Raw genomic sequence first — 25,139 nt, forward strand, 5'->3', positions numbered from 1 at the left:
TCCTTAATATTACCATGCTGATACTGATTTGTTGATGTTTATAGAAGAAACATGCCATATAATTACTAAAAAAACGCTCCATTTGGAGCGTTTTTGTATATAAAAAGATTGTTCTTTTAATCCTGAAGTTGGGATTCGTTTCTGTATCCATTGGAATCTTTATACCAATCTTGATATAGTTCCCCTCCTGATATTGCCCATTCGTTAAAAAAGTTGTAGGCTTGATTTACTGGAACAGACTCCTTTGGGGGTATAAAATTATGAACAATATTTATAGCCCAGGGTAATCCGGAATCGGTAGCAAAGTTTCCATCAATATCGTGGTTTACTCCTTCAACAGCTGTATTGTTTACTCCCAAAGTGGTTCTTGACTTGTTGGGAAGATGAATTTCCCTTCCTCTATCCCTATCAACAATAAGGAATGGATTGAATGGTGCAAGACCCAATTGAGTGGTTGTTATTGGGGTAGTGAATTTAACAACCACGGTTGTTGGCACGTTCACCATTGTTTCGTTGTTATCAAATAGAATGAATACAGCTTTGTCTTGGCCTTGTTCCGTACCATTGGCCGCTACATTAATATAGTTTTCTGTTAAGACTGTTCCCGTAACCGATTCAATTAAGCTAGGGGCAATATTTTCCATTTCAATACCAAAAGCATTTATCAATCCAGCACCATCAGAGGTTACCTCAAAATGAATGTCAAGTTGTACGGCCATATTATCCGAATTCAATACAGCAACAAATCTATAATTGATGGCGGTATCATTAAAGTCATAGTCTCCAAGATAAGGCCAAAGGTCTTCAAATGCTACAGTTCCCCATCCGTATTTACTGGGTGTAAATTGCTCAAAGGCTTTTTCTGCATCATTTGGATATTCATCATTGCTATCGGTGATACCATCTCCATCAGTATCGGGATCTTCGGCATTTTCATTAACAATACTTAATGTGGCAAGGTCATTTATGGTTCTGCCAAAAGTAATACCCGAGGTAGAATTTGGTCCATAGCGATATTCCCAACCTCCTGTTTGTGTATCCATCACAATAAGATCACTGTCATTACTGTTGTTTGCAAGCCATAATTCTTCATTGCTATCAATTGTCATAGAGGTAGGGGAGAAGGGTAAATCCTCTCCGCTTATCCTAACAGCATCATAGTCACCATTTCCATTGGAATCCAATCTGTATAATCCGGAAAAAGAACATAGATAAATTGTTCCGTCGGCTGCAAAGTCTAAATCTCCTCCCTGTTGCTTATCCAAGCCAGAAATGTTCCAGTTTGAAATGATATTGGCATTCTGGGGATCAATAGTATAGAGCTTACTGTTGGTGGAAAAATATAACAGACCATCAGCACTGTTATAACTTAATCTGGGTCCGCCTTGTCCAACGTTTCCAACTGTGTCCCAAGAATCGTTGACCAAATCGTATTTCATCAATGGATAGGGGCTACTTTTTCCTATCGAATATAGTAACATGTTTTGTTTATCAATAGCAGCGGTATAACTTCCCATAGGCATGTCAGATACAAAGGTGTAGGCTCCAGTAATGGGGTCAATTTGAAAAAGTTCTGCATTACCGTTAACACAATAAAGATAGTCTTCAACTATGCTTTTGCCTGCCCAGGTGTTTTTTCCCGCTTTAGGAACATGGGTATAGGTTATTCTATTCGAACTTATATCAACTATGGACGATGAGTATTTAAAGCCTTCTTTTCTTCTAATATATAATTGTTTATAATAGCTGGGAATCACGACTGAATGTTCTATTTTTCCACCCGATGGCGCTCCACGAAAAAGAATATGGTTAAGATTGTCAACAACTACTTCCGGAGCTGTTACTTCCTCACCTTCCTCGTTTAAGAATGTAATATCATTTCCGTAAACTATTTCGTTGTTGTAGGCATAAACGTCGTAGATTACATCAGCGGTATTATCATTTATTTGAATTGTGAGCTCTTTTTCTGTTCCGAATGCAAAACCACTTGGGATTTGCAATTGCGTAATTTCCAATTCTTCAATAGGAGTTTCAACTTCTCCTTCTGTTTCTAAATCAGGATTTAGGGCATCATCCAGATTGTCTTTTACACAGGATGTTGTCATAAAAAGAAATATACATGCTATTGTCGATAAAATAATTTGGGACCTGTTCATTTTTACAATTATTTAAAATATGCTGCTAAAATTAGGCACGACTTGGCTGTAAACTTTGCGTATTTGGTTGGTATACATTTAAGTATCGATACGCGGTGTATTTTTTTCGATAAATGAATTTATACGCTTATAGAGTTAAAATTGAAAGAAAAAGACTTTAAAAAATACATTTTACCTGTAAGAGACAAGGCATAGGGGTGAAAAGAAAGTTGTGGTTATTGAAAGAACAGAACTAAAAGTATGGGTTATCTGAAAGCTTTCCTCTTACTCATTAAAAACCCTATTGAGAATAAACAATACATGACCATAATTAGAATTATGAGTAGCTCGTGAAGGTGATATTTATAATAGAAATCAATCGCTTCATAAAGCAACAAAAATATAAATGGAAAAAATATGTGGAAAACGACAAGTCCCAAGCTTATCCAAAACAATAGGTTGAACTTCATTGGATGGTCACTAGGTTCTCCCATTTTTTCCTTAATATACAATCCAATAGCAAATAGAAGAACAATGGAGGCTATCAGGTCTGCGTAATAAAGGTTAATATGGAAAGGGTCTTGAACAAAGATGCTGACTAGGTATCCAATTGCAGATACCAGTATACCATACTTCAACCATTTTTTATGTTTTTGGTTTTTCAGTGTATTCAAATATATATAGTAAAAAAATGAAAATGATACTATTGAGTATACGTTGTAAATGATAACGTTGTCCCAAGAGTACCTTTCATCTGAAAAGAATTGAAATCCATCATGAAATTTTATAAAATAGCCCAAGACTTCAGTAAAGAAAGTATACGCAATAAATACAGGAAAATATTTTAATACGGTATCAAAATATTTCCTGTAGTTTAAAGCTGATATTACCCATGTAACAAAGTAAAACGGGATGAAATACTGTTCTTTAAGAAATTCCAGAAATTCGTGGACCATTTTTTAGTAATCATGTGGTGGTGGCGGTGCACTGTTCCCTCGGTTGAGTGTTAAACTCTGCGCGGCATATATTGGAGGTGCGGTAGATAAGTTAGGTGCAAAACCGGCATAAGATTTTTCCCTATCATCTGAGATATTTCCAATACCCTGTTCACCAACTGCATCTTTAACAAGTTTTGCCTTGCCATCTGCACCAATGTAAAATCCGTAATCTTGTCCGTCAACTTCCATTGCTGGAAGTATAAAAATAGAATTTTGCCTTGCATGTTCAATCCTATCCTTATCGGGGAAATCATTTTTATCTGGGTAATTGGCAAAATAGAAACGAAGCGAGGAAATATCTACTTCGGCTGTTTTTGCTTCTTGTTCAATAAATGCTATATACTGTTTTATGGTATCAAAATCCCATGATACAAAGCGGGCAACATGAAACTCTTCTTTAGGATAGTGCTCTTTTTCATAAGTCTCAATCAATCCGGCTCTATTTCTTGAATAGTTGTCAAACAAAGATTTGGATTCCTCTAGAGAGATAATCTGTTTTGGTGGTTCAACTTTTTCACGTGGTTTTTCATGAGGTTTTTCTTTTTTTGGTATTTGCTGACAAGCTCCTAAAAAAAGGAGCATTGATCCCAAAAAAAGAGAGGCTGCTCTTTTGGTGTTTTTCATGCTGTAAGAATTTTAAGGTTCATAGTATGGGGAAACCGTACTAAAGATATGTTTTTTCTTTAAAATGAGTGCATAAAAAACCCTTTGAGATTACTCAAAGGGAATTAGATATGTTGTTGAAAAATTTTATTGATTCATCGTCAACAAAAACTCTTCATTATTTTTGGTCTGTTTTATGCGCTGTTCCATAAACTCCATGGCTTCAACAGGATTCATGTCTGCTAGGTACTTACGCATAATCCACATGCGTTGAATTGTAGCTTCATCCAATAAAAGATCGTCTCTACGTGTAGAAGAAGAGATAAGGTCAATAGCCGGGAATATTCTACGGTTAGAAATTCGTCTATCTAATTGGAGTTCCATGTTACCGGTTCCTTTAAATTCTTCAAAGATGACTTCATCCATTTTAGAACCAGTTTCTGTAAGCGCTGTTGCAATAATTGAAAGCGACCCGCCATTTTCAATGTTTCTTGCAGCTCCAAAGAAACGCTTTGGTTTATGAAGGGCATTGGCATCAACACCACCACTCAATACTTTTCCAGATGCCGGTTGCACGGTATTATAAGCTCTTGCAAGCCGGGTAATTGAATCCAAAAGAATAACAACATCATGACCGCATTCTACCAAACGTTTTGCCTTTTCCAATACAATATTGGCAACTCTTACGTGTTCTGTAGCTTCTTTATCAAACGTAGAAGCCACCACTTCGCCACGAACATTACGTTGCATATCGGTAACCTCCTCTGGGCGTTCATCAATTAAAAGAATAATTTGATATACTTCTGGATGGTTTGCGGCAATTGCATTGGCAATGTCTTTTAATAACATTGTCTTTCCAGTTTTGGGCTGGGAAACTATCATGCCCCGCTGTCCTTTTCCAATAGGAGAGAACAAATCCATTATTCGTGTAGATAATGTGCTTTGTCGCTCGGCCAATTTAAATTTTTCTTTTGGAAATAAGGGCGTTAAGTGCTCAAATGACACCCTATCTCTAACCACTTGCGGATCTAATCCATTTATCTTGCTGACCTTTATAAGGGGAAAGTACTTTTCTCCCTCTTTAGGAGGTCTTACGTTGCCCAACACAGTATCACCGGTTTTAAGGCCGAATAATCTAATTTGTGACTGTGAAACATAGATATCATCAGGAGAAGATAAATAGTTATAATCCGAAGACCGTAAAAAGCCGTAGCCATCTTGCATGATGTCCAACACACCTTCACTTTCAATAATACTATCAAATTCAAACTCAGGTTCTTTGTACCTGTTTTTTAAATCTTTATCAAAATTACTGCTCTTTTTTTCGTGCCCACCATTTCTTTGGTGGGGATTGTTTCTTCTATTGTTATTTTGATTCTTTTGAGGGCCATTTTGTTTGTGGGGCTCTCTTTTATGGGGTTGAGTTGAAGGGGCGGTCTCTTTTTTATCAACCGCTTCAGTTTCAGCACTGACCTTTGCAGGTTCCGTAGTTGTTTTCGAAACAGTTTCCTTTGCTTCTTTTTTTGGTCTTGGAGCTCTTTCCTTTCTGGGTTTTGGAGCTGGTTTTTCTTGCTTTTCTTGGGGCGTTTTAGTGCTTTCCTGCACTACTTTTGGATTGGAAGCTTGCACATCCAATATCTGGTAGACCAAATCCAGTTTTTTTTGGGTCTTAAATTTAGGAACGTTTAGTCCTTTTGCAATTTCCTGCAATTCAGGAAGCTTTTTAGCTTTTAGATCTGAAATCTCGAACATTAAGTAATGAATAAGTTAAACTTGTATAATGTATATAATTGAAGTAAAAAGTTATTTGGGTACTACGATGGGAAAGAATTCCCTGGGTAAGTGCTTCGCTAATAACGACACAAGTATACAAATTATTTTTCAACAATAGGGGTCATTTACCGAAAAGACGCTTATTTTTGCCTTCCGAAATCAATTTAAACAATGATTCAGCGTATTCAAACGTTTTTTTTAGTGATAGTTGCCCTAATAGCAGGAGTACTACCATTGGTTCTAAACTTATGGATTGATGCTGAAGCAATTAAAGTCTTTGCCAAAAGTGAGCTTTGGATCAGCATTGTATTTTACGTTTCTGCGGCTTTGGCTTTGATTTCGATTTTTATGTTCAAAAACAGGCAAAATCAATTTGTAATGAACAGATTGAATATGATATTAAATCTTTTTTTACTAGGATTTTTCGTTTACCGATCGCTAAACTTATCCGGAGAAAGTGAAATTTCTGAGAAGGGTATTGGGATGTTGATTCCTGTATTTTCTATCGTTTTTCTGGTTCTGTCCAACAGAGCCATCAAAAAGGATGAAGATCTTGTAAAATCTGTTGATCGTTTGCGTTAAACCTAACATCTTAGTAGTATTAGTGCGAGAAAAACCCGGCCAAGGCCGGGTTTTTTATTTTTATTGATTCTCAGGATTTAAAAATCATTGCATTAATGTTTCTATGGTAAACCCATTATTGAATTTTACATTGGTCATGGTTTGGATCAGGTTGGGTTTTTCGGAATAACCCTGCTCACTCGGCATAAAATAAGTGCGTTTCGTTGAAATCATTTGCCCATCTATATCTTCGTATTCGTAGTTGGCAACAATAGCGGGTTCCTCGACACCTAAGAAAGGTAACGAAAAGAAAAATCTGTCTATCATTTTCGTTTCTGGATTTACATATAGGATGTAAATGTCGTTTTGTTCTTTTCCAGTCACTTCTGGGTCATAAGTTACATGTACTTTATCATACATCTTTCCATTATACTCTTCTTGACCTAGGTATTTGGCAACGGTACCTTTATCGTTCAATTTATAGGCCATTGTAAACCAATAGTAATTGGCCCTTCTTAGAAAATCACTTACTGCTATTAATTGTGGGTCTTCATTTTTCTCTCCATTTATCATAACCATGGTTTCTTTACCATCAAAACATTGAGTTACTTCTCCATCTTTATCTGGCACTACGTTGATTTCATGTTGCGAATATTTACCAAAAGAAGCTTCAGAATCAAAAATGTAGCGTTCGGTAGAAATATCGGCCTTCCCGTTTGATGGAATGCGATAGTCATAGGTATACTCTACATCCTTTTTTTTCCATAAATCATTCCAACCTCCGTGCGCATGTGCAACAGCTGCCAAAATTGTCTTTGGCTCGTTGGTATCATATATAGGTTCAGGTGAAACTGCTTCCGAAATTTCTTCAGCAATGACCTCCATCTTTTTTGCTTTTTGACCACAGGAGGCCAAAAGTAAAATACTAGCAATAGTAAAAAGCTTTATTCGTAATGTTTTCATTTTATTTGGACTAATTGTTTGGGCGTTTAGACGTGGAAAATCTAGTTGCTTACATACAATAGTAGAAAATTACAGTTTAACCCTATCTGAAAAAGAAGCAATACTGTACCCTTTCTTTAGTACGGATTTAAATTGCTTGCTATTGGGATTGAGTAGTGGATTCGTATGATTAAAGTGAATAAAATGGATTTTTTTCTTTTCAATTTCTGGTAAATTTTCAAAAAGCCCCATACTCTCTATAACAAACGGGTGTGGAATTTCTGAAATATCCCTGTTGTTTATTTCTTCCCCATCAAAAAAAGTGGCATCCAAATAGGCGTAGTCAACATTGCTGATCTCCTCTATAATGTTGCTTTTCCATTTAGACCATTTATCAATATCTGGAATAAACAACACAGAGGTGTTAGGCCCCATTATTTTGTAACCAACCGTTTCAGAGTATTCGTCTCTATGTGGGACTGTAAAAGGAACCACACTTAAATTTGGAGTTAGTTTTATTGGTTTCTCATTGTTCAACTCTTTAACAGCAATATTCTCCAACGCTACCAATTGGTCCCACGGCCCATTACTCTCTAAAAAAGATTTCATTTTAGGCATGGCATAAACAGGAATTTTTTTAGAACCTAAGGCTTCTCTTCCCAAATACATCAAACCTGTGTAATGGCCCATATGCGCATGTGTTAAAAAGATGCCGTTTGGAGTTTCATTGTCTATTCCTGAAAGCTCTTTTAATAGTTTTAATTGCGAAGGCATATCAGGAGTTGCCTCAAATAAATAGGATTTTTTATTCTCGTGATCAACGAAGCCCAAAGAAACTACTTTCCGAGTGGCGTCTGGACTTTTGAACAAAAGAGAACAACACTCTTTTTGGCATCCTATATGCGGACTCCCACCGTCTTGCACCGTTCCCAAAACATAAAGGGAAACTTTTACATTTTCAACTTCGGGTTCCACACCAACCGTTTTCACTTGTTTGCTACTATTGTTACAAGCAACCGCTATAAAGAAAACAATTATATAAAAACCTCTCATATTTACCTCTTTCCTATTTCAATGACTTCAAGATTGGATATTTTTTCTCCATCAATTACAAATCTGAGCATAGTACGCATATGGTGAAAACCATGTATTCCGCAAGCTCCTGGATTCATGTGAAGCAGATTTAATTTTTTGTCGTTCATCACCTTTAAAATATGGGAATGCCCACAGATAAAAAGTTTTGGAGGATTCAATTTAATCTCCTCACGGACCTTAACATTGTATTTGGTCGGATATCCCCCTATATGTGTTATCCAAACATCAACATTCTCACAAAAGAATCGGTTATGTTCAGGAAATTCTTTTTGGATAACATGGTTATCAATATTGCCATAAACACCACGTACCGGTTTAAGTGCTTTTAGCTTATCAGTTACATCAAGACTTCCAATATCTCCCGCATGCCACACTTCATCGGATTGCTCAACATATTTTAAAATAGTCTCGTCCATGTGCCCATGGGTATCCGAAAGCAGTAAAATTTTAGTCATAACGCTAAAAATATGCTAAAAAATGTTGGTTAGATATCTTTTGCGAGGGATTCAAGTATCTTTAAAACCTTAAAATTAAAGAAACCAATTGAGATATTTTATCCGATTTTCGTATTTCGGAAAAGCTTACCATGGATGGCAAAACCAACCCAATGCCATTACTGTCCAGGAAGTATTGGAAAAGGCTTTGTCTACGCTCTTGCGAGAAAAAATTGAACTAGTTGGTGCTGGTAGAACTGATGCTGGTGTGCATGCCAAAGAAATGTATGCGCATTTTGATTTTAATTTAATCGAAAATAAGACGGAATTGGTTTTCCGCTTAAATGCTTTTCTTCCGGAAGATATAGCGGTTCAAGATATTGAAAATGTGAAGGATGATGCTCATGCCAGATTTGATGCTACGCAACGGATTTATGAATATTGGTTGGTTCAAGAGAAAAACCCATTTTTGTCAGATTTCGCACATTTTGTGAAACACCCACTTGACATCGAGGCTATGAACAAGTCGGCTTCTTTTCTGTTAAATCATTCGGATTTTGAATGTTTTTCCAAGTCCAATACGGATGTTAAAACGTTTAATTGTGATGTTCAGCATGCCTTTTGGGAAAAGCGGGAATGTAAATTGGTGTTTACCATTAGCGCAGATCGGTTTTTACGAAATATGGTAAGAGCTGTAGTAGGTACATTGTTGAATGTAGGAATTGGAAAAATGAAAGCTGAAGAAATAAATGCAATAATCGCAAGTAAAGATAGGGGGCAAGCTGGAGTTTCTGTCCCTGCAAAAGGATTATATTTGACCAAGATCGTATACCCAAAAGAAATATTTGATGAGCAAAAATGATGAGATAGGAAAAGCATTTGATTTTGGTTTGTTCAAAAGAATCTTTGAGCATACCAAGCCTTATAAAACTATCTTTTGGGTAGTTGCCATAGTTGCCATATTATCTGCTGCGTTTGCCGTTTTAACACCAGTTCTGGTCAGGGAAATTATAAATGAGGCATTGTCCAAAAAGGATAGTGAAGAGCTTACGTTAGTCGTTTTGGTCATGTTAGGGGCTTTATTCGGACAGGTACTTTGTCAACTATCGTTCAATTATTATGCTAATCTTTTGGGAGAGTCGGTAATCAAGGATATACGCATCAGACTTTTTCAAAAGATGATGGGTTTTAAAATGACCTATTTTGATAATTCATCCATTGGAGTGTTGGTGACTAGGGCAGTTGCCGATATGCAGCGTATTGGAGAGATATTTAGTCAAGGATTTTTTGTTATTGTGGCAGATTTGCTGAAAATGCTTTCTGGAGCGGCAATAATGCTTTTAATCAACTGGAAATTGGCATTGATCGTGTTTGCAATTTTACCGATAATCTTGGTTGCTACGCGATTGTTTCAACAGGCCATGAAAGTTGCTTTTATAGAAGTACGTGCACAAGTAGCCAACTTAAATTCCTTTGTTCAAGAACGGATTGCTGGAATGAAGATTGTACAGCTTTTTAATCGGGAGGAAATAGAGAAAGAGAAATTCAGAAAAATCAATGAAAAGCATCAAAATGCGTGGTTAAAGACAGTTTGGTACAATTCTATTTTCTTTCCAATTGCTGAAATCTCATATTCCATTGGTATTGGATTGGTAGTATACTTTGGTGTGGTTCAAAACATTGAGAATGTTGCGTTGAACGACACAGGCTCTATTTTTGCATTCTTTTTCTTGATGGACCTGTTGTTTCGTCCATTGAGACAGATAGCGGATAAATTTAATACCCTTCAAATGGGAATGGTAGCTGCCAACCGTGTATTTAAGATTCTGGATACTGAAAGTAATATCTCGGATCAAGGTACTTTGGAAAAGCAAGACGTTAAGGGTGCTATTGAATTTTCGAATGTTCATTTTGGGTATATTGAGGACGAAGAGGTTTTACATGGCATTTCATTTAGTGTTGAAGCAGGACAAACGGTCGCTATTGTTGGTGCTACGGGTGCAGGAAAGTCTACCATTATTAATTTATTGAACCGGTTTTATGAGATTAATTCTGGAGATATCCTGATAGATGGTCATACTATCCGCGATTATACATTAAAATCACTTCGGTCGCATATTGCCATTGTACTTCAGGATGTTTTCCTATTTGCGGATACCATTGCCAATAACATTTCGCTTCGCGAAGAATCTGTAGCATTATCTGAAATTGAAGCAGCCGCAAAACAAATCGGAGTTCACGACTTTATTTCGAGCTTACCCAGCGGGTATCAATATAATGTAAAGGAACGTGGAACTATGCTTTCCAGCGGACAGCGCCAATTGATCGCATTTTTACGGGCTTATGTTAGCAACCCCAGTATTTTAATCCTGGATGAAGCAACCTCATCCGTAGACACTTATTCAGAACAATTGATTCAACGCGCAACGGATAAAATAACCGAGGGTAGAACCTCAATTATTATTGCACACCGATTGGCAACGATTAAAAAAGCAGATAAGATTATTGTGATGGATGCCGGAAAGATTGTTGAAATTGGTACACACCAAGAATTGCTAAAAAATGGTGGGTATTACAATGATTTGTATGAAGCCCAGTTTTTGGCCGAAGAGGTTGCATAATCTATTTTGGGACAATACTTTCTAAACTGATCTGCCCGGTTAGTGTTGCAATTAGAAGAATCGCCATGCCCAGTGCCAACATTACAAAGGCAAATAGAATCAAATAAATAAGACCTCTTACAAACGTGCTTAAAAAACTGGTTTGGTGAATTTGTCCAAAAACAAAAAATTGGTATATCACAATACCTATCAAAAATGCCCAGTTGAAAATGTCATATCCAATATCAAAAAAACCGAATAAGGGCAAACAAATAAGTACCTGAACAAAAGAAGTTTGCCCGGTAATATAGGCATTGGCCACAAGGTGTTCCGTATAATTCAGTTTCTTTTTGTCAATAAAGAGCAACCAGGTCATCAAGGCATAAATAGGCATTATGAAATACGAAAGCAATCCCTGATAGTCCATAATGAAATCCAAGTTTGACGCCTGTTTTTCTGTAAAACTGTTATGCATTAAATTTATCTTGTATATTTTTTTAAGTACAAAAAACAAGATTCCAGAAAGCGTAATGGCGATTGCGAAATAGCTGATTGGGTTCATGTATTTTTTTCGAGTACCCTTAATATAGGTATTGACAACATCCGCTGGTCTAGAAAATAGATGTCGAAAAGTTTTTAGGAAGGTATTGTCCAAGTTTAATACTTGATAGCTTAGATCTTGCCATACGTTTTTTAAGGACAATCGATTTTTGATAATTTTCGCACCACAATTTGGACAATATGTAAAATCTGTTCGTAACGTATTGCCACAATTTTTGCAATCCATTATTCAAGATCTTTTTTAATGAAGTTTACCAATTCCTCTAAACCTTTATAGGGTACAAATTCACCATTTTTAATATAGGAGATGGAACCGGTTTCTTCACTTACCACCAAACAGACAGCGTCTGTTTTCTCAGTAATTCCAACGGCAGCACGGTGTCGCAATCCAAATCGTAATGGAATGTTTCGGTCATTGGAAACTGGCAAAATTACGCGTGTTGCGGTTATGTAGTTGTCTTGGATAATTGCAGCTCCGTCATGCAACGGACTGTTCTTAAAGAAAATACTTTCTAAAATGGGCTGCGTTATTTCAATGTTCATGGTATCTCCTGAGGATCTTACAAAATCAAGGGAATTGGTTTTCTCAATAACAATAATTGCCCCTGTCTTTGTGCTCCCCATTTTTTCGCATGCACCAATTATGGCATCCACATCGGTATCTGTGGGCATGGCTTCTTGTTTTAGAAATTTAAAATGGCGGATAAAATTTCGTTTGGATGCAAAATTGGTAGAACCGATCATCAATAAAAATTTTCGTATTTCCTGTTGAAAAACAATAATTAAAGCAATCAACCCAATGTTCATGAACCCGCCTACCATGCTGCTGATCATTTTCATTTGAAGCAACTCGGTAAGTTTCCATAAAGCCCATACAATGACGATGCCTATAAAGATGTTAATGGCAACCGTACCTTTGACCAGTTTATAAATATAATAGAGTAGGGCGGCAACAAGAAGAATGTCTATGACATCAGTAACTTTAAATTCAAGAAAATTCAGAAAATCCAACCGCGGTGTTTTTGTAAAATTAGCAAAAATAGCAGAACCAAAAATTATTGGGTGTTCGCTTTTAATTCCTCTACAAGTTTAACGCATTCCGCAGCTTCTTTTACATCATGAACCCTTAAAAGGTTAGCGCCTTTTAACAAGGCAACGGTATGCAGGGCAGTAGTTCCGTTAAGGGCTTCTTTTGGAGAAGATTCCAGGATTTTGTAAATCATGGATTTTCGGCTTAAACCAATTAAAATTGGAGTATTAAAAGTTTGGAACAAATCTAAATGGCTCAATAATGTATAGTTCTGTGCCGTTGTTTTTGCAAAACCAAACCCCGGATCAATAATGACGTCATTGATTTTTAAGGAGGTTGCATCACTTACTTTTTTTGAAAAATAAGAAAGCAAATCTTTCAATAAATCATCATAGACCGCTTTTTTTTGCATGGATTGAGGTGTTCCTTTTAAGTGCATCATTATATATGGAACCTGATGCGTAGCAATAACGTTCAACATTGCAACATCTAAATTACCCGCAGAGATATCGTTGATAAGGGCGGCACCACGATGAATACTTTCAGAAGCCACTTTACTTCTGAACGTATCTATTGAAGTCAAGGTCTGTGGAAAATTACGAAGTATCAGTTCCAGTATAGGTAGCATTCGTTTCAACTCTTCATCCTCAGGCACATGTTCAGCACCTGGCCTGGAACTATAGGCGCCCATATCTATAAAAGAGGCACCATCAGAAATCATTTTTTCAACTTGTTTAAGAATTGCACTTTCATCTTTATACTTTCCGCCATCGTAAAAAGAATCAGGAGTAAGGTTGAGAATTCCCATTATTTTTGGGGCGGCGAGATCAATAAGTTCTCCTTTGCAGTTTATGGTCATAAAAAATACCTGCTTTGCTGTGTTTGATTATCTTTGGCGATGTGCTTTTTCAGCACTTTTATTTTACGAAATTTACGCAAATTAGCAAGAATACATGCAGCAGACTTCCGAACAATATGATGCGGTTATCCATGCCTGCCGGGAACTATTTCTAAAAAAGGCCAAAGATTATGGCACGGCGTGGCGTATTTTGAGACTTCCATCCCTTACAGATCAAATATTTATTAAAGCGCAACGGATTCGTGGTCTTCAAGAAAATGAAGTCAGAAAAGTTGATGAAGGAGAACAATCTGAGTTTATTGGGATAATCAATTACTCTGTTATGGCATTAATCCAATTAAAAAAAGGAGTGGCTGAGCAGCCTGATCTTGATGCCAATGAGGCCATTAAACTTTATGATACCGAAGTTTCAATCACAAAAAGTTTGATGGAAAATAAAAATCACGATTATGGCGAAGCATGGCGCGATATGCGTGTAAGTTCGCTGACGGATTTAATTTTGCAAAAATTACTGCGGGTAAAGCAAATTGAAGATAATGCGGGAGCTACTTTGGTCAGTGAGGGCATAGATGCGAATTATCAAGACATCGTTAATTATGCAGTATTTGCGTTGATTCATTTAAGTGAGGAAGAATGAAGTATTTGGTCTGGATTTCTAGAATTGTCGTTGGAATCTTATTTATAATAAGCGGACTCATTAAATTGAACGATCCTGTCGGTTTTTCGTTCAAATTAGAGGAATACTTTAGTCAAGGGGTTTTGGACCTACCTTTTTTGATACCAATGGCTTTGTCAATTTCAATTTTCGTGGTAATTGTGGAGGTGCTTTTGGGAGTACTTCTACTCATAGGGTTTAAGCCAAAAATTACTGTTTGGAGCTTGTTGCTCATGATTGTGTTCTTTACCTTTCTTACATTCTATTCGGCATATTTTAATAAAGTAACTGATTGTGGTTGTTTTGGGGATGCTGTAAAATTGACCCCTTGGGAGTCTTTCACAAAGGATATCATACTTCTGATTTTTATTCTGATTCTGTTTTTGGGTAGAAAATATATCAAACCCATATTTAACACTAAAATCAATTGGATTATTGGAGGAGCGTCATTGGTCGCTTGTGCATTGTTTGCCAACCAGGTGCTTAACCATCTTCCCTCAGTAGATTTTAGGCCCTATAAAATAGGAGCGAATATTCAAGAAGGAATGAGTGTGCCTGATAATGCTCCAAAGGCAATATATGAATATGCATGGCGCTTTAAAGTCAATGGAGATGACAAGATTGTAGTCACAAATGGAGAATACCCTTCTGTGGATGGGGAATTTATAGATGTTGAAACCACCGAAATACAAAAAGGGTACGAGCCACCAATCCATGATTTCACCATTGAAAAGGATGGTGTGGATTTGGCTTCGGAAATCTTGGAAGAAAACAAATTGGTAATGGTCATTGCGTATGATTTGGCAAAAAGTAATAATGATTTTTTCTCTGAGGTTGCTGGCGTTACGGCCAAGGCAAGGCAGAAAGGATACAAGGTTGTGGGTATGTCAGCTTCCAATGAAGAAAGAGCCAATAAAATGAAGAAGGATTATAATTTGGATTTCGATTTTTATTTTACAGATGAAACCACATTAAAAACCATAGTTCGTTCCAACCCAGCAATTTTAGTTCTGGAACGCGGCACAATTCAACAAAAAGTACATTATAACGATTTAGATCAACTAACATTTTAACAAAAATATTATGAGAACCCAAATAGTTGCAGGAAACTGGAAAATGAACAAAAACCTTGATGAAACAGAAGTTTTGTTGTCCGAGCTATCGGCAAAATTACCTGATACGCATGCAGAAGTAATTGTTGCTCCAACTTTTGTGAACTTGGTTGCGGCCCAAAGAAATTTACAGTCATCAACCATACAGGTTGCTGCTCAAAACATGCATTTTGCTGAGAATGGGGCTTTTACAGGCGAGATTTCCGCAGATATGCTGTTGAACATAGAAGTGGATACAGTTATCATTGGACATTCAGAACGTCGTTCACTTTTTGGAGAAACAGACGACCTATTGTCCAAAAAGACCAAAACTGCACTGGAAAAAGGAATGAGGGTCATTTTTTGTTTTGGGGAAGAATTGGAAGATAGAAAATCAGAAAACCATTTTTCTGTTGTGGAAAGTCAGTTAAAAAATGCGCTGTTTACTTTAAATAAAGATGCATGGAGCAAGATTGTTCTGGCTTATGAACCAGTTTGGGCGATAGGGACGGGAGAAACGGCTAGCCCAGAGCAAGCCCAGGAAATGCATGCATTTATCAGAAAAACCATTTCAGAAGCTTATGATTCGTCAATTGCCAATACTGTTTCAATCCTATATGGAGGAAGTGTTAAGCCTGGAAATGCCGAAGAGATTTTCTCAAAACCAGATGTAGATGGCGGTCTTATAGGAGGAGCGTCATTAAAAGCAGATGATTTTGTTGCCATTATCAAGGCCATTTAAGTCAGTTTATTTAGTTTGATATACCTCGAATACAATTTTAAAATAGACCCTGCACAACCAGCTTCTGATATCTTAATCGCTGAGTTGGGAGAGGTGGGTTTTGAAAGTTTTGTGGAGAATGATTCAGGTTTGTTGGCTTATGTCCTAAAATCTGATTGGAAAGAAGATATTTTGAATGATCTATTCATTCTTCAAAACCCTGATTTTGAAATTTCATGGACGGTAAAAGAAATTGAGCAGCAAAACTGGAACGCAGAGTGGGAGAAAAACTTTCACCCCATAAAGGTTGGTGGGGAATGTATGGTAAGGGCTCCCTTCCATGAGCCAGGGCAAGTTGTGTACGATATTGTCATTGAACCCAAAATGAGTTTTGGAACAGGGCATCATGAAACCACCCATATGATGTTGCAACATATTTTAAATACAGATTTTGCAGGAAAATCGGTTTTGGATATGGGTTGTGGTACTGGAGTTTTGGCCATTCTTGCCAAAATGAAGAGGGCAGAATCTGTTGATGCCATTGATATAGATGAATGGTGTTTTTTAAATTCCAAAGAGAATGTTGAACGCAATAACTGTAAAGATGTCAATGTTTATCAAGGAGATAGTGGTCTTCTTACGGATAAAAAGTATGATATCATACTAGCGAATATCAACAGGAATATTTTGCTCGAGGACATTCCCATTTACGCCAAATGTCTTAATTCTGACGGACTCCTATTCTTAAGTGGCTTTTATTTAGAGGATTTTGATGCAATTTCCTCAAAATGTGGTGCGTATGGTTTAGAATTTGAAAAAAAAATTGAAAAGAATAATTGGATTTCCACAAAATATGTAAATTAGGTTTGTTTAATTCCACCATTATGGGAATCAAGGAAAAAGTATCAGAAGAACTTCTTTTAGAAGAAGAGACCGTAAAGCAGAATGAGATTATACTTTTTAATGACGAGGTAAATACATTTGACCATGTTATTGAAACGTTGATAAGCGTCTGTGACCATACCCCTGAACAAGCAGAACAATGCTCTTTAATTGTGCACCACAATGGGAAGTGTACGGTTAAAACAGGCGAGTATACGGATTTAAAGCCTAGATGCTCAAAATTGTTACAAGCTGGGTTAAGTGCCGAGATTGTCTAACCTAATTGTTTGGGAAAAAGTTTTTGCTTAAAACTTTAATACTTCATCTTTGTCCCAAAGTCCCCAGTAGGCCCCTACATCACCCTCAGCTCCTACTTTCCATGATTCATCAAAGGACGAGAAGTAAAATACTTCAATATTATCTTCTTCGGACCATTTTTGCGTGTTCATAAAATATTTTAACGCATTTTCATGGGATGGAAATGCACCTTCAAGACTCGTACCTTGACTAGGCCATCCAGTTTCGGAAACGATTATCTTTTTGCCATTGGCCACTTTTAGCACTCTTTGGTACATATCTTTCATATAAAGTAAAGAATAATCCATATCGCAACCTTCCCAAAAAGGATAGCAATTGGCAAGAATTATATCGCAAGCTTCGGTTATTCTTTCTCGCTCCGTGAATTCGTAATATGCATCAACATAGCCTACGGGAACATCAGGTACAGCCTGCTTTACCTGATGCATAAAATCCAATAGTTCATCCTCGGTTAAATCTCCACGTAGCATTACCTCATTACCAACAGCGGCAATATCAACATAGCCTTCTTTGGCCAAAGTAATAAGGTTTTCAACTTCTTTCTTATTGACTTTTGGGTCGTCTCCCAACCATGCTCCAGCCATAGTTTTTATGCCATATTCTTTTGCAATACGCGGAATAGCCTCATTTCCCTCCGTACATGAAAAAGAACGAATCCATTTAGTGTAGGGCTTTATGATTTCCATTCGCCTGCGTATTTGGTCTTCGGTAATCTGATCACCAGGTTTTTGGCCTTCTTCATAAGGGCTGAAACATAGTCCATGCATTCCATCTTCCAATACACGCTTACATAGACTTTCAAGTTCTTTGGTAGTTTTACCAGAGTATTCTAGAGCGGCCAATGCCAAAAACTTTTCTTTTCTTGATGACGACATAATGTTCCTTTAAATTGTATTATTTGGTTTGTTTACATTTACCTATGCTATCCTCTTCTTGGACCAGTTTGGTATTAATTTCTTCATTCATTGTGTGATGTGTACTAAAAAACGCCTCTACAGTTTTTCCTTGTATAAATCTTAAGACGCTCTACTTCTTTGGCTCCAGTAGGCATTTCTTCTAGCTTTAAACCAGGGTAGTCATCGACTTCTTTCCATTTTTCTATGGTTGAACTAAAAAATGATGAGGCGGTGGAATCTACTTCATAAATAATCAAATCATAGGCCTCACCCTTATCTCCACCAAAACGGGTTACAACCTGCCATTCCCCATCTCTTTTGTAGGAGGTATTGGTATGGTCAGATTGTGGATAATATCTATCATCAGTGGGTCTGATTATTGCCCAAATATCTTTTTTATGGGATTCAGGATACACACCCATTGTTAAAATACGGCAATCCACGGAATCTTTATCTATTGGAGAAACAACTTTCACAGCATTCACTGGTCCGCTAATTTTTAATTTTTTTCCCGTGGAAACTTGTTCTATCTGGCTATTATAATTGACAAATTCAGAAGAATAACTGCCGTATATCATCATTAAGATACCAAGTATACCTAAAGGTATCCCCAGTTTGGAATTACTTTTTTTACTTGCGAGTAACGCAATTAAGACAAATAAAACTCCTATTATTAGTACTACTATTTTGGTTGACATTTTGTTATTTTTTAGTTGTATAAATTCACTTAAAAACTCAACATTGTTATAACACGCCTCTTCTTTCTTCCAATTGGGCTTTAATATCTTTTGCCCTATCTTCGGATAGACCGTATTTCCACATAATCCAAATAGCCAAAGCTGCTGTTACTACGGGAATAATTATATCGGCGATTCTTAATTTTGTCAAAGTTTCTACTGTCTGAGTGGCTGCATTACCATCAAATCCTATTAACTTTAATACCAATCCCCCTAAAACTAAAGCTAATCCTTGTCCAAGTTTTACAACCCACCAATATAACGCTCCAAAAGTACCTTCTTTCCTAGGCATCCCATTAACAAGTTCGTCCAAATCACAAACATCGGCTGTCATACTCATCATCAAGGTGAATAAACTTCCTAAACCAAATGACATTAAGGGTATCGGAACAAATGAAATCCAAATATTATCGGGAGTAAAAGCCCACCATTTCATAGCATATCCAACAATGGAAAGGGCCGTCGAAATAATAAAAGCGTTCTTTTTACCCCATTTTTCAGCCATTTTTGACACAATTGGAATCACCAAAAATGCTGAAACCAATGCTCCAATAGAACTGAACCAAGCTGGCCATGTTGAAGTGGCTTCATAACTTCCGTTAAAAATGTAAAAAACGAAAATAAAAAAACTAAAAGATGCCACTATTTGGTAACCATTAAATACTAAAAAGGTAGCCCCACACAATTTCATAAAAGGTTTATTCTTTACAGCCTCTTTTATGCTGATGAACAAGTCTTTTAAATTACTAAATATAGTTCTAAAGGTTAGTTTTTTCCTATTTCCCATATGGGAAGCATCGATACCTCTACAAAAAATAGCAGGCAAAAGTCCAAGCAATAAACAAGCTACTCCAACATAGATTGCCATGGTCCTTACACCTTCGGCTTGATTGCTAAAAATATCTGGGTCAGCAATAATTACCCAAAACCAAGGAACAATTACCCAAGCCAAAAGACCTACTGTTTGAGAAAATGCCATTAAACGCGTCCGTTCGTTATAATCAGAAGTCATTTCATAGCCCAAACCAACCAGAGGTGTTGCGAACATGGTATTTCCAATTAGAAAAACCATGGACATAATCAGAAAGTACCAAAAATTATAGTCTGAAGAATTGTTTTCATCTAGTTGCCAAAGCAAAACAAATGTTATGGCACTTAAAATGCCTCCAACCATAATGTATGGCCTCCTTCTTCCCCATTTTGAACTTGTGTTGTCCGAAATAAATCCCATAATTGGATCGGTAATCGCATCGAAAAATCGAGGTAATCCACCTAAAAGTCCAGCCAAAAATGGATCCATGCCAAAAGCAGTTAACAAGAAAAACATGAAAAAACCTAAGGCTCCTGGATATAGGTTCAAAACCAAATGGCCTGCGCCAAAGGCGGCTTTTTGTCCAAACGGGACTCTATCTTTTTTCGCGGTTTTTACAATTGACATAGTGATTGTTTTTAGTTAGTATTAGTTGGATTTTTTAGTACAACGGTTTGGATGGCCTGCGGACTAATTGTAATTTTTTGGGAACTTTCGCCCAATATGAGTTCAAAATTCTTTGATTCCATACTTTGATTTAGAATCACTACCGCAATTGAACCATCAGGGTTTTTTGCCGCTGTAGTCATAAGCGAGTCGTCTGAATTTTCAAACCCTATGCGCACAGCGCCAGGTCGTATGTATTTGCTGAAATGGGTCAATGTGTGATATATGGGAGTAAAGTATACTTGATCTTTTTCTGGATCTACAATTACGGGTGCTACGCACCAATTTTTAAACCAGTTTGGCCCTCCTTGCGTGTCCAAAACCATGTTCCAGTCTATCCATCCATCTACCCAATTGTTAAGACAACCAATAATATCCCTAGCGTATCGATACACGGGAGCATATTTAGGGTGGAGATGTTTATCCTGTTCTGGTGCCCAATCCCAGCCCCAATCTGTCGCTTCTTTGGACCAATACCATAGATCGTCTTTCCATTTAGGCACTTGTGCATCCACACAAGCTTCGGATTGTATCAAGTGTTTATTTGGGGCCTTTTTATGGGCGTATTGTAACGCATCGGGAAATATCTCATATGTACTTGCATACCAGTGAATCGCGGTGCCATCATAGTATTTAGAAGTGGCTTCATCCTTGAACATTTCATCTACCCAATGTTCTAGGTGCTCTCGGTTTTGGTCATATCCCAAGATTTTAATATTGTTTTTACCATCAACTTCTAGTTTTGGACCCAAATGGTTTTGCACAAATTGGGTCATTTCTTGAGGGCTATAATGCATGCTCTCCCAATTGTTGTCATTCCCTAGAGGTTCATTTTCTACTGTTAAGCCCCAAATATCAATCCCTTCGGATTTGTATGCATCAATATATTTTGAAAAGAAGAGAGCCCAAGTGTCATAATATTCGGGTAATAATTTACCTCCGCGCCAATCTTTATTGTCTTTCATCCACGGTGGTGCCGTCCAAGGGGAAGCTAAAATTTTAAAACCATCTTTTGAAGTGGCCATTGCTTCTTTGATGAATGGGATAATATCATCCTTATCTTCTTCAATAGAGAAATGTTTCAACTCCATATCCCTTTCAACAGGCGCATACGAGTAATTACTCAATGAAAAATCACAAGAATTTATATGTGTTCGAGTTAAGGAATATCGGGCACCATCATTACCAAAATATGCATCGATGATTTTTTTTCGATTTTCTGTACTCAATTGATTAAGGAGATATGCCGATGCTTCTGTAAATGAACCGCCAAATCCAGTAATGGTTTGGAATTTTTGCTCTGGTAATAATGTAATCTTTGAAGCAACTCCTTCTTTTGTAAACTCGGTTATGGGACTTAATTTGTTTCCATTTGCGGAAGTTTCAATAACCTCAACTTCCAATTTATTATCCACGGTGCAAGCACTTAGTATTACGGTCAATGTTAATGTGATATTTAATTTGTTAAACTTTTTCATCTTAATGAGTAATCGCTTGTTCTTTCTTTGTAGGAGGAACCAGAACATCTTTCATTAATTCGTTTTTATTCCCTTTGTATGTTTTGGTGATAGGATTTCCATTTCTGGTCAAACCATTAAAAGTTCCTTTGTCCACTAGGTCCCATAAAGCATATTTTGCTTGTCCATCTATCGTAATCAAACCAAAATGGTTTTCAGAACCATGTTCGTTTTGGGCATCCTTCCATCGCTCATTAAAAGCCTCAAAATAGAAGCACGAAATTCCGTTTGTATTGGTCCATTCCCGTATTAGCTTGTGATAAGCTGCTTCTTTGTATTCATCAGTAGCTTTTGAACCAGTTGGGCCATAATGACCATTGGAAACGGTGGCCCAACCAGTTTCTCCAATATGAATTGGCTTGTCGGTACCGACACTTTTTACATAATTAGATACTGCTTTATACTGAGCCATGGCAAATTCTTTTGTCCTTACCATAGCGGCATCTATTTTTTCAATATCTGAAAGTTGTTCTTCCTCCTCCGGAACACCCCAGAACTCTGGATTATAGTGAGAATTGTGATAGGCGTAGGTATGCATGGAAATATAATCTACGGCCTTAATCAACTTTTCTAGGTCTTCGGTATGATAGCTTTCTTCGCCACCTCCCCAAGAGGCAAAATCGTCAGAACTGGTAATCCATAAATCTTTGGGTAGCTTTCCACTTTTTTTCAATTCTTGAAGATGGTTTACCCATTTTAAAATTACTGAAGGTTGCACATAATAACTGGTGGCCCATTTTATCATGGCCTCATTGCCAACAGCTATAATTTTTACAATATCTGGATATTGATTTGCCAATGCAGCGGCTCTGGCTATTTCACCTTCATTTTGCTCACTTTCCACATCATGATTAGGTTCTTGACCGGTCCATGCATTTTTGCAATCGATCCATGCACCAAGCATCACATACATTTGAAAACTGGAATCCTCATTTTTTAACTCATGTATTGCCTTTAATAAGTTGGGAGCATGCTGCAATTGAACATTATATGTTCGCAGGACTTTGATGCCCATCGCAGATAGTATCCTCATGTCTTCTTTAAGCTCATCTATTGTAGGTTGAACATCGCGGGTAGCTTTTCTATAACCTCCGTATGATATGGCCAAGTAGTCAGGGTTTCCTAAAATATCTTTAGCTGTCACTTCTTTTGTTATTTGGGGTTGATTTTCTTCTGTTTTGCTTGTTTTCTCTTTACACGAATAGGCAGTTAACAAAACTATCGTGGCCAAGATTATTTTTACAATTGATTTCATAGCATTGCTATTTGTTTCGCTTTATTGTTTCAGATGTGCATATGTTCGTCATCGATACTATTTTAATTTATTATCGTAAACCAAATCCGTAGGAGAACAGAGGGGTAATAGAATCATTCCAAAAATTTGGACCATACTTTCCTTTGTAATCTTCTTCTGATTTTGGCCAAGAGTGCGGTAGCTTTCCCTTAAAACTATAGTCGCCAAATAGCACTTCTGCAATGCCATCTCCCTCAGAACCGGGTAACCAAGCAGCCACAAAAGCATCGGATTGTTCAATCTGTTTGGTGGTTACCAATGGGCGGCCAGAAATAAGCACTACAACAGTCTTTATACCTTTGCTTACATAGTTGTTGATGTAATTTTGATGAGCCTCGGTCAATGTTATTTCGTAAGCATCTATCTCACCCCCAATATCTCCAAAGGATTCTGCATAAGGTGTTTCACCAACCACAATGATGGCAATATCTGCATCATCATGATTTCCTGTACCGTCTTCATCATAAATAATATCACCCTTTGCTATATTTTCAATTCCCTGTAGAATGGTCGTGGCACCTTCATAGTTTTCTGTAGAGCCTTGCCAATTGATGGTCCAGCCTCCCGATTGTAAACCCGAATTGTTCGCATGTTCTCCAACTACAACTATTTTAGCTAAATCTTTGTTTAACGGGAGTATGTTTCTATTATTTTTTAATAAGACTAGCGACTCCCTAACGGCTTGTCTTGCAACATCCCGATGTTCTTGAATTCCTATTTTTTCAACTAAAGTGGAATCTGGGAATGGATTTTCGAAAAGGCCCAATTTAAATTTTTGTCGTAATACACGGCGTACGGCATCATCAATTCTATCTTGCGATACATAGCCACTTTCAACGCCACTTTTTAAACCTTCCAAATACATCTCTAAATCACCCTCTACAGCCATTATCACATCTACACCGGCATTGATAACATCATTCTCACCAAATCTTGAATACCCCTTCCAATCAGAAACCATAATGCCATCAAATTTCATGGTGCCTTTGAGTAATTTGGTAATTAGTTCTTTGTGGGCATGCATGGGTCTGCCAGACATGGAATTGAATGAAGCCATTACTGCGCCAACTCCTTCATTGACTGCTACCGTGTATGGAGGCAACAATCTTTCTTGCACTTGTTGTGGACCTAAAGAGGTTTCGCCACCTTCATGTCCAAAATCAGTTGATCCATCTCCTATAAAATGCTTTGCTGTGGCCATGACCGTATGGTTATCCAGCAAATTGCCTTGAAGTCCTTTTACAGAAGCTCTTGTCAATGCCTCGGTAAGCTTTGTGCTTTCTGAAAATGCTTCATAAACCCTACCCCATTTTTCGTTGTACGGAATAGCGATACAGGGAGAAAAAACCCATGTAAACCCAGTTGCTTGAGCTTCTATTGCCGTTATTTTGGCTGCTTGCTCTACAAGCGCTGCATTTCTGGTAGCCCCTAAACCAATGTTGTGTGGGAATATGGTAGCCCCTTCATATGTGTTTTGACCATGTATTGCATCAACACCAAATAATAATGGAATTCCCAATCTGGTAGAAAGTGCTTTTTCTTGCAGGCTGGTAAATCTTGCTTGCCATTCTAAAGCATTATTGCCAGGTAAAGGACCTTGGGTATGTATAACTGAACCAATAAACTTAGTAGCAATGTCATTATCATTGGAAAGGTCATCAAAATGCCTTACTTGAGTCATTTGACCTATTTTTTCCTCCAAGGTCATTAATGCCAGTAAGGAATCTACCTTTTGTTCTATACTGATATCAGCGTTATTTTCTTTACCCATCTTTTGTTTTTTACAAGATGAAATGAAGCAAGTGCCAATTATGACTAGCCTGATGAAAAGTTTTAAAGATTTTAATTTTATCATAAATCCGCTTCTCTGACTTTGATAATTTTTCTGTAACTAGACCAGTTTTTTGGCCAGCATATTAAAAAGGTTAGCAAACATTTGCTTTATGCTAACCTTTTTCTC

At 37.2% G+C, this 25,139-nt stretch carries 23 protein-coding genes; 8 read left to right on the top strand and 15 right to left on the bottom strand.

The window, feature by feature from the left end; all coding sequences use genetic code 11:
* Positions 1-116 precede the first annotated feature (116 nt).
* From AAY42_RS16955 to rho, 3 genes are all read right to left on the bottom strand, one after another.
* Complete coding sequence (locus AAY42_RS16955) at positions 117-2,105, bottom strand: LruC domain-containing protein (RefSeq protein WP_055397360.1); 1,989 nt, start codon at positions 2,103-2,105, stop codon at positions 117-119.
* A 989-nt stretch (positions 2,106-3,094) separates the two neighbouring features.
* On the bottom strand, positions 3,095-3,757 hold the full coding sequence (locus AAY42_RS16965) for a hypothetical protein (protein WP_055397364.1): 663 nt from the start codon (positions 3,755-3,757) through the stop codon (positions 3,095-3,097).
* Positions 3,758-3,883: 126 nt separating this feature from the next.
* Positions 3,884-5,488 carry a transcription termination factor Rho gene (gene rho, locus AAY42_RS16970; protein WP_055397367.1) on the bottom strand — a complete coding sequence of 535 codons (1,605 nt, stop codon included), beginning with the start codon at positions 5,486-5,488 and terminating at the stop codon, positions 3,884-3,886.
* A gap of 192 nt (positions 5,489-5,680) precedes the next feature.
* On the opposite strand from rho, the gene AAY42_RS16975 reads away from it, so the two are divergent.
* The gene (locus AAY42_RS16975) at positions 5,681-6,091 is read left to right on the top strand and encodes a DUF4293 domain-containing protein (protein ID WP_055397369.1); all 411 of its coding nucleotides are present in this window, start codon (positions 5,681-5,683) and stop codon (positions 6,089-6,091) included.
* An 84-nt stretch (positions 6,092-6,175) separates the two neighbouring features.
* Here AAY42_RS16975 and AAY42_RS16980 read toward each other — a convergent pair whose 3' ends face one another.
* From AAY42_RS16980 to AAY42_RS16990, 3 genes are all read right to left on the bottom strand, one after another.
* A complete protein-coding gene (locus AAY42_RS16980) occupies positions 6,176-7,033 on the bottom strand; it encodes a DUF6503 family protein (RefSeq protein WP_055397371.1) in 858 nt (285 codons plus the stop codon).
* A gap of 69 nt (positions 7,034-7,102) precedes the next feature.
* A complete protein-coding gene (locus AAY42_RS16985) occupies positions 7,103-8,065 on the bottom strand; it encodes an MBL fold metallo-hydrolase (protein WP_055397373.1) in 963 nt (320 codons plus the stop codon).
* Positions 8,066-8,067: 2 nt separating this feature from the next.
* Positions 8,068-8,562, bottom strand: coding sequence for a metallophosphoesterase family protein (locus tag AAY42_RS16990; protein WP_055397375.1), 495 nt, complete (start codon positions 8,560-8,562; stop codon positions 8,068-8,070).
* Between the two features lie 88 nt (positions 8,563-8,650).
* Between AAY42_RS16990 and truA the strand changes: the two genes are divergently transcribed.
* Positions 8,651-9,403 carry a tRNA pseudouridine(38-40) synthase TruA gene (gene truA, locus AAY42_RS16995; RefSeq protein ID WP_055397377.1) on the top strand — a complete coding sequence of 251 codons (753 nt, stop codon included), beginning with the start codon at positions 8,651-8,653 and terminating at the stop codon, positions 9,401-9,403.
* The gene (locus AAY42_RS17000) at positions 9,390-11,162 is read left to right on the top strand and encodes an ABC transporter ATP-binding protein (RefSeq protein WP_055397379.1); all 1,773 of its coding nucleotides are present in this window, start codon (positions 9,390-9,392) and stop codon (positions 11,160-11,162) included. The genes truA and AAY42_RS17000 overlap by 14 nt, the downstream gene beginning before the upstream one ends.
* A 1-nt stretch (position 11,163) precedes the next feature.
* Here the strand turns inward: AAY42_RS17000 and AAY42_RS17005 are convergent, their stop codons facing one another.
* Genes AAY42_RS17005 through folP form a run of 3 tightly spaced genes read right to left on the bottom strand, consistent with a single transcriptional unit; the run spans position 11,164 to position 13,591 of the window.
* On the bottom strand, positions 11,164-11,928 hold the full coding sequence (locus AAY42_RS17005; RefSeq protein ID WP_055397381.1) for a DUF3667 domain-containing protein: 765 nt from the start codon (positions 11,926-11,928) through the stop codon (positions 11,164-11,166).
* The gene (gene cdaA, locus AAY42_RS17010; RefSeq protein ID WP_055397383.1) at positions 11,928-12,713 is read right to left on the bottom strand and encodes a diadenylate cyclase CdaA; all 786 of its coding nucleotides are present in this window, start codon (positions 12,711-12,713) and stop codon (positions 11,928-11,930) included. The genes AAY42_RS17005 and cdaA overlap by 1 nt, the downstream gene beginning before the upstream one ends.
* A gap of 44 nt (positions 12,714-12,757) precedes the next feature.
* A complete protein-coding gene (gene folP / locus AAY42_RS17015; protein WP_055397385.1) occupies positions 12,758-13,591 on the bottom strand; it encodes a dihydropteroate synthase in 834 nt (277 codons plus the stop codon).
* A 94-nt stretch (positions 13,592-13,685) separates the two neighbouring features.
* Between folP and AAY42_RS17020 the strand changes: the two genes are divergently transcribed.
* Genes AAY42_RS17020 through AAY42_RS17040 form a run of 5 tightly spaced genes read left to right on the top strand, consistent with a single transcriptional unit; the run spans position 13,686 to position 17,218 of the window.
* Positions 13,686-14,228, top strand: a complete 543-nt coding sequence (locus tag AAY42_RS17020) for a DUF1599 domain-containing protein (RefSeq protein WP_055397387.1) — start codon at positions 13,686-13,688, stop codon at positions 14,226-14,228.
* A complete protein-coding gene (locus tag AAY42_RS17025; RefSeq protein ID WP_055397389.1) occupies positions 14,225-15,319 on the top strand; it encodes a BT_3928 family protein in 1,095 nt (364 codons plus the stop codon). Before AAY42_RS17020 ends, AAY42_RS17025 begins: the two co-directional genes overlap by 4 nt.
* A gap of 10 nt (positions 15,320-15,329) precedes the next feature.
* Positions 15,330-16,079 (top strand): triose-phosphate isomerase, encoded by a 750-nt coding sequence (gene tpiA, locus AAY42_RS17030; protein WP_055397390.1) that lies wholly within the window; start codon positions 15,330-15,332, stop codon positions 16,077-16,079.
* Between the two features lie 15 nt (positions 16,080-16,094).
* On the top strand, positions 16,095-16,922 hold the full coding sequence (prmA, locus tag AAY42_RS17035; protein WP_055397392.1) for a 50S ribosomal protein L11 methyltransferase: 828 nt from the start codon (positions 16,095-16,097) through the stop codon (positions 16,920-16,922).
* A gap of 20 nt (positions 16,923-16,942) precedes the next feature.
* Positions 16,943-17,218, top strand: coding sequence for an ATP-dependent Clp protease adaptor ClpS (locus AAY42_RS17040; RefSeq protein ID WP_055398017.1), 276 nt, complete (start codon positions 16,943-16,945; stop codon positions 17,216-17,218).
* 27 nt (positions 17,219-17,245) lie between these two features.
* Here AAY42_RS17040 and AAY42_RS17045 read toward each other — a convergent pair whose 3' ends face one another.
* The 6 genes from AAY42_RS17045 to AAY42_RS17070 all read right to left on the bottom strand — a co-directional run bounded on the left by AAY42_RS17045 (position 17,246) and on the right by AAY42_RS17070 (position 24,950).
* Positions 17,246-18,133, bottom strand: coding sequence for a glycoside hydrolase family 17 protein (locus AAY42_RS17045; RefSeq protein ID WP_055397394.1), 888 nt, complete (start codon positions 18,131-18,133; stop codon positions 17,246-17,248).
* Between the two features lie 104 nt (positions 18,134-18,237).
* Positions 18,238-18,852 carry a hypothetical protein gene (locus AAY42_RS17050; RefSeq protein WP_055397395.1) on the bottom strand — a complete coding sequence of 205 codons (615 nt, stop codon included), beginning with the start codon at positions 18,850-18,852 and terminating at the stop codon, positions 18,238-18,240.
* Between the two features lie 46 nt (positions 18,853-18,898).
* Positions 18,899-20,329, bottom strand: a complete 1,431-nt coding sequence (locus tag AAY42_RS17055; RefSeq protein ID WP_055397397.1) for an MFS transporter — start codon at positions 20,327-20,329, stop codon at positions 18,899-18,901.
* A gap of 11 nt (positions 20,330-20,340) precedes the next feature.
* A complete protein-coding gene (locus tag AAY42_RS17060) occupies positions 20,341-21,846 on the bottom strand; it encodes a glycoside hydrolase family 30 protein (protein ID WP_055397399.1) in 1,506 nt (501 codons plus the stop codon).
* Between the two features lies 1 nt (position 21,847).
* Positions 21,848-23,140, bottom strand: coding sequence for a glycosyl hydrolase family 17 protein (locus AAY42_RS17065; RefSeq protein WP_055397401.1), 1,293 nt, complete (start codon positions 23,138-23,140; stop codon positions 21,848-21,850).
* A 70-nt stretch (positions 23,141-23,210) separates the two neighbouring features.
* Positions 23,211-24,950 (bottom strand): glycoside hydrolase family 3 protein, encoded by a 1,740-nt coding sequence (locus AAY42_RS17070; RefSeq protein WP_082433495.1) that lies wholly within the window; start codon positions 24,948-24,950, stop codon positions 23,211-23,213.
* Positions 24,951-25,139 lie beyond the last annotated feature (189 nt).

The organism is Flagellimonas eckloniae (genome assembly GCF_001413955.1).
Lineage (GTDB): Bacteria > Bacteroidota > Bacteroidia > Flavobacteriales > Flavobacteriaceae > Flagellimonas > Flagellimonas eckloniae.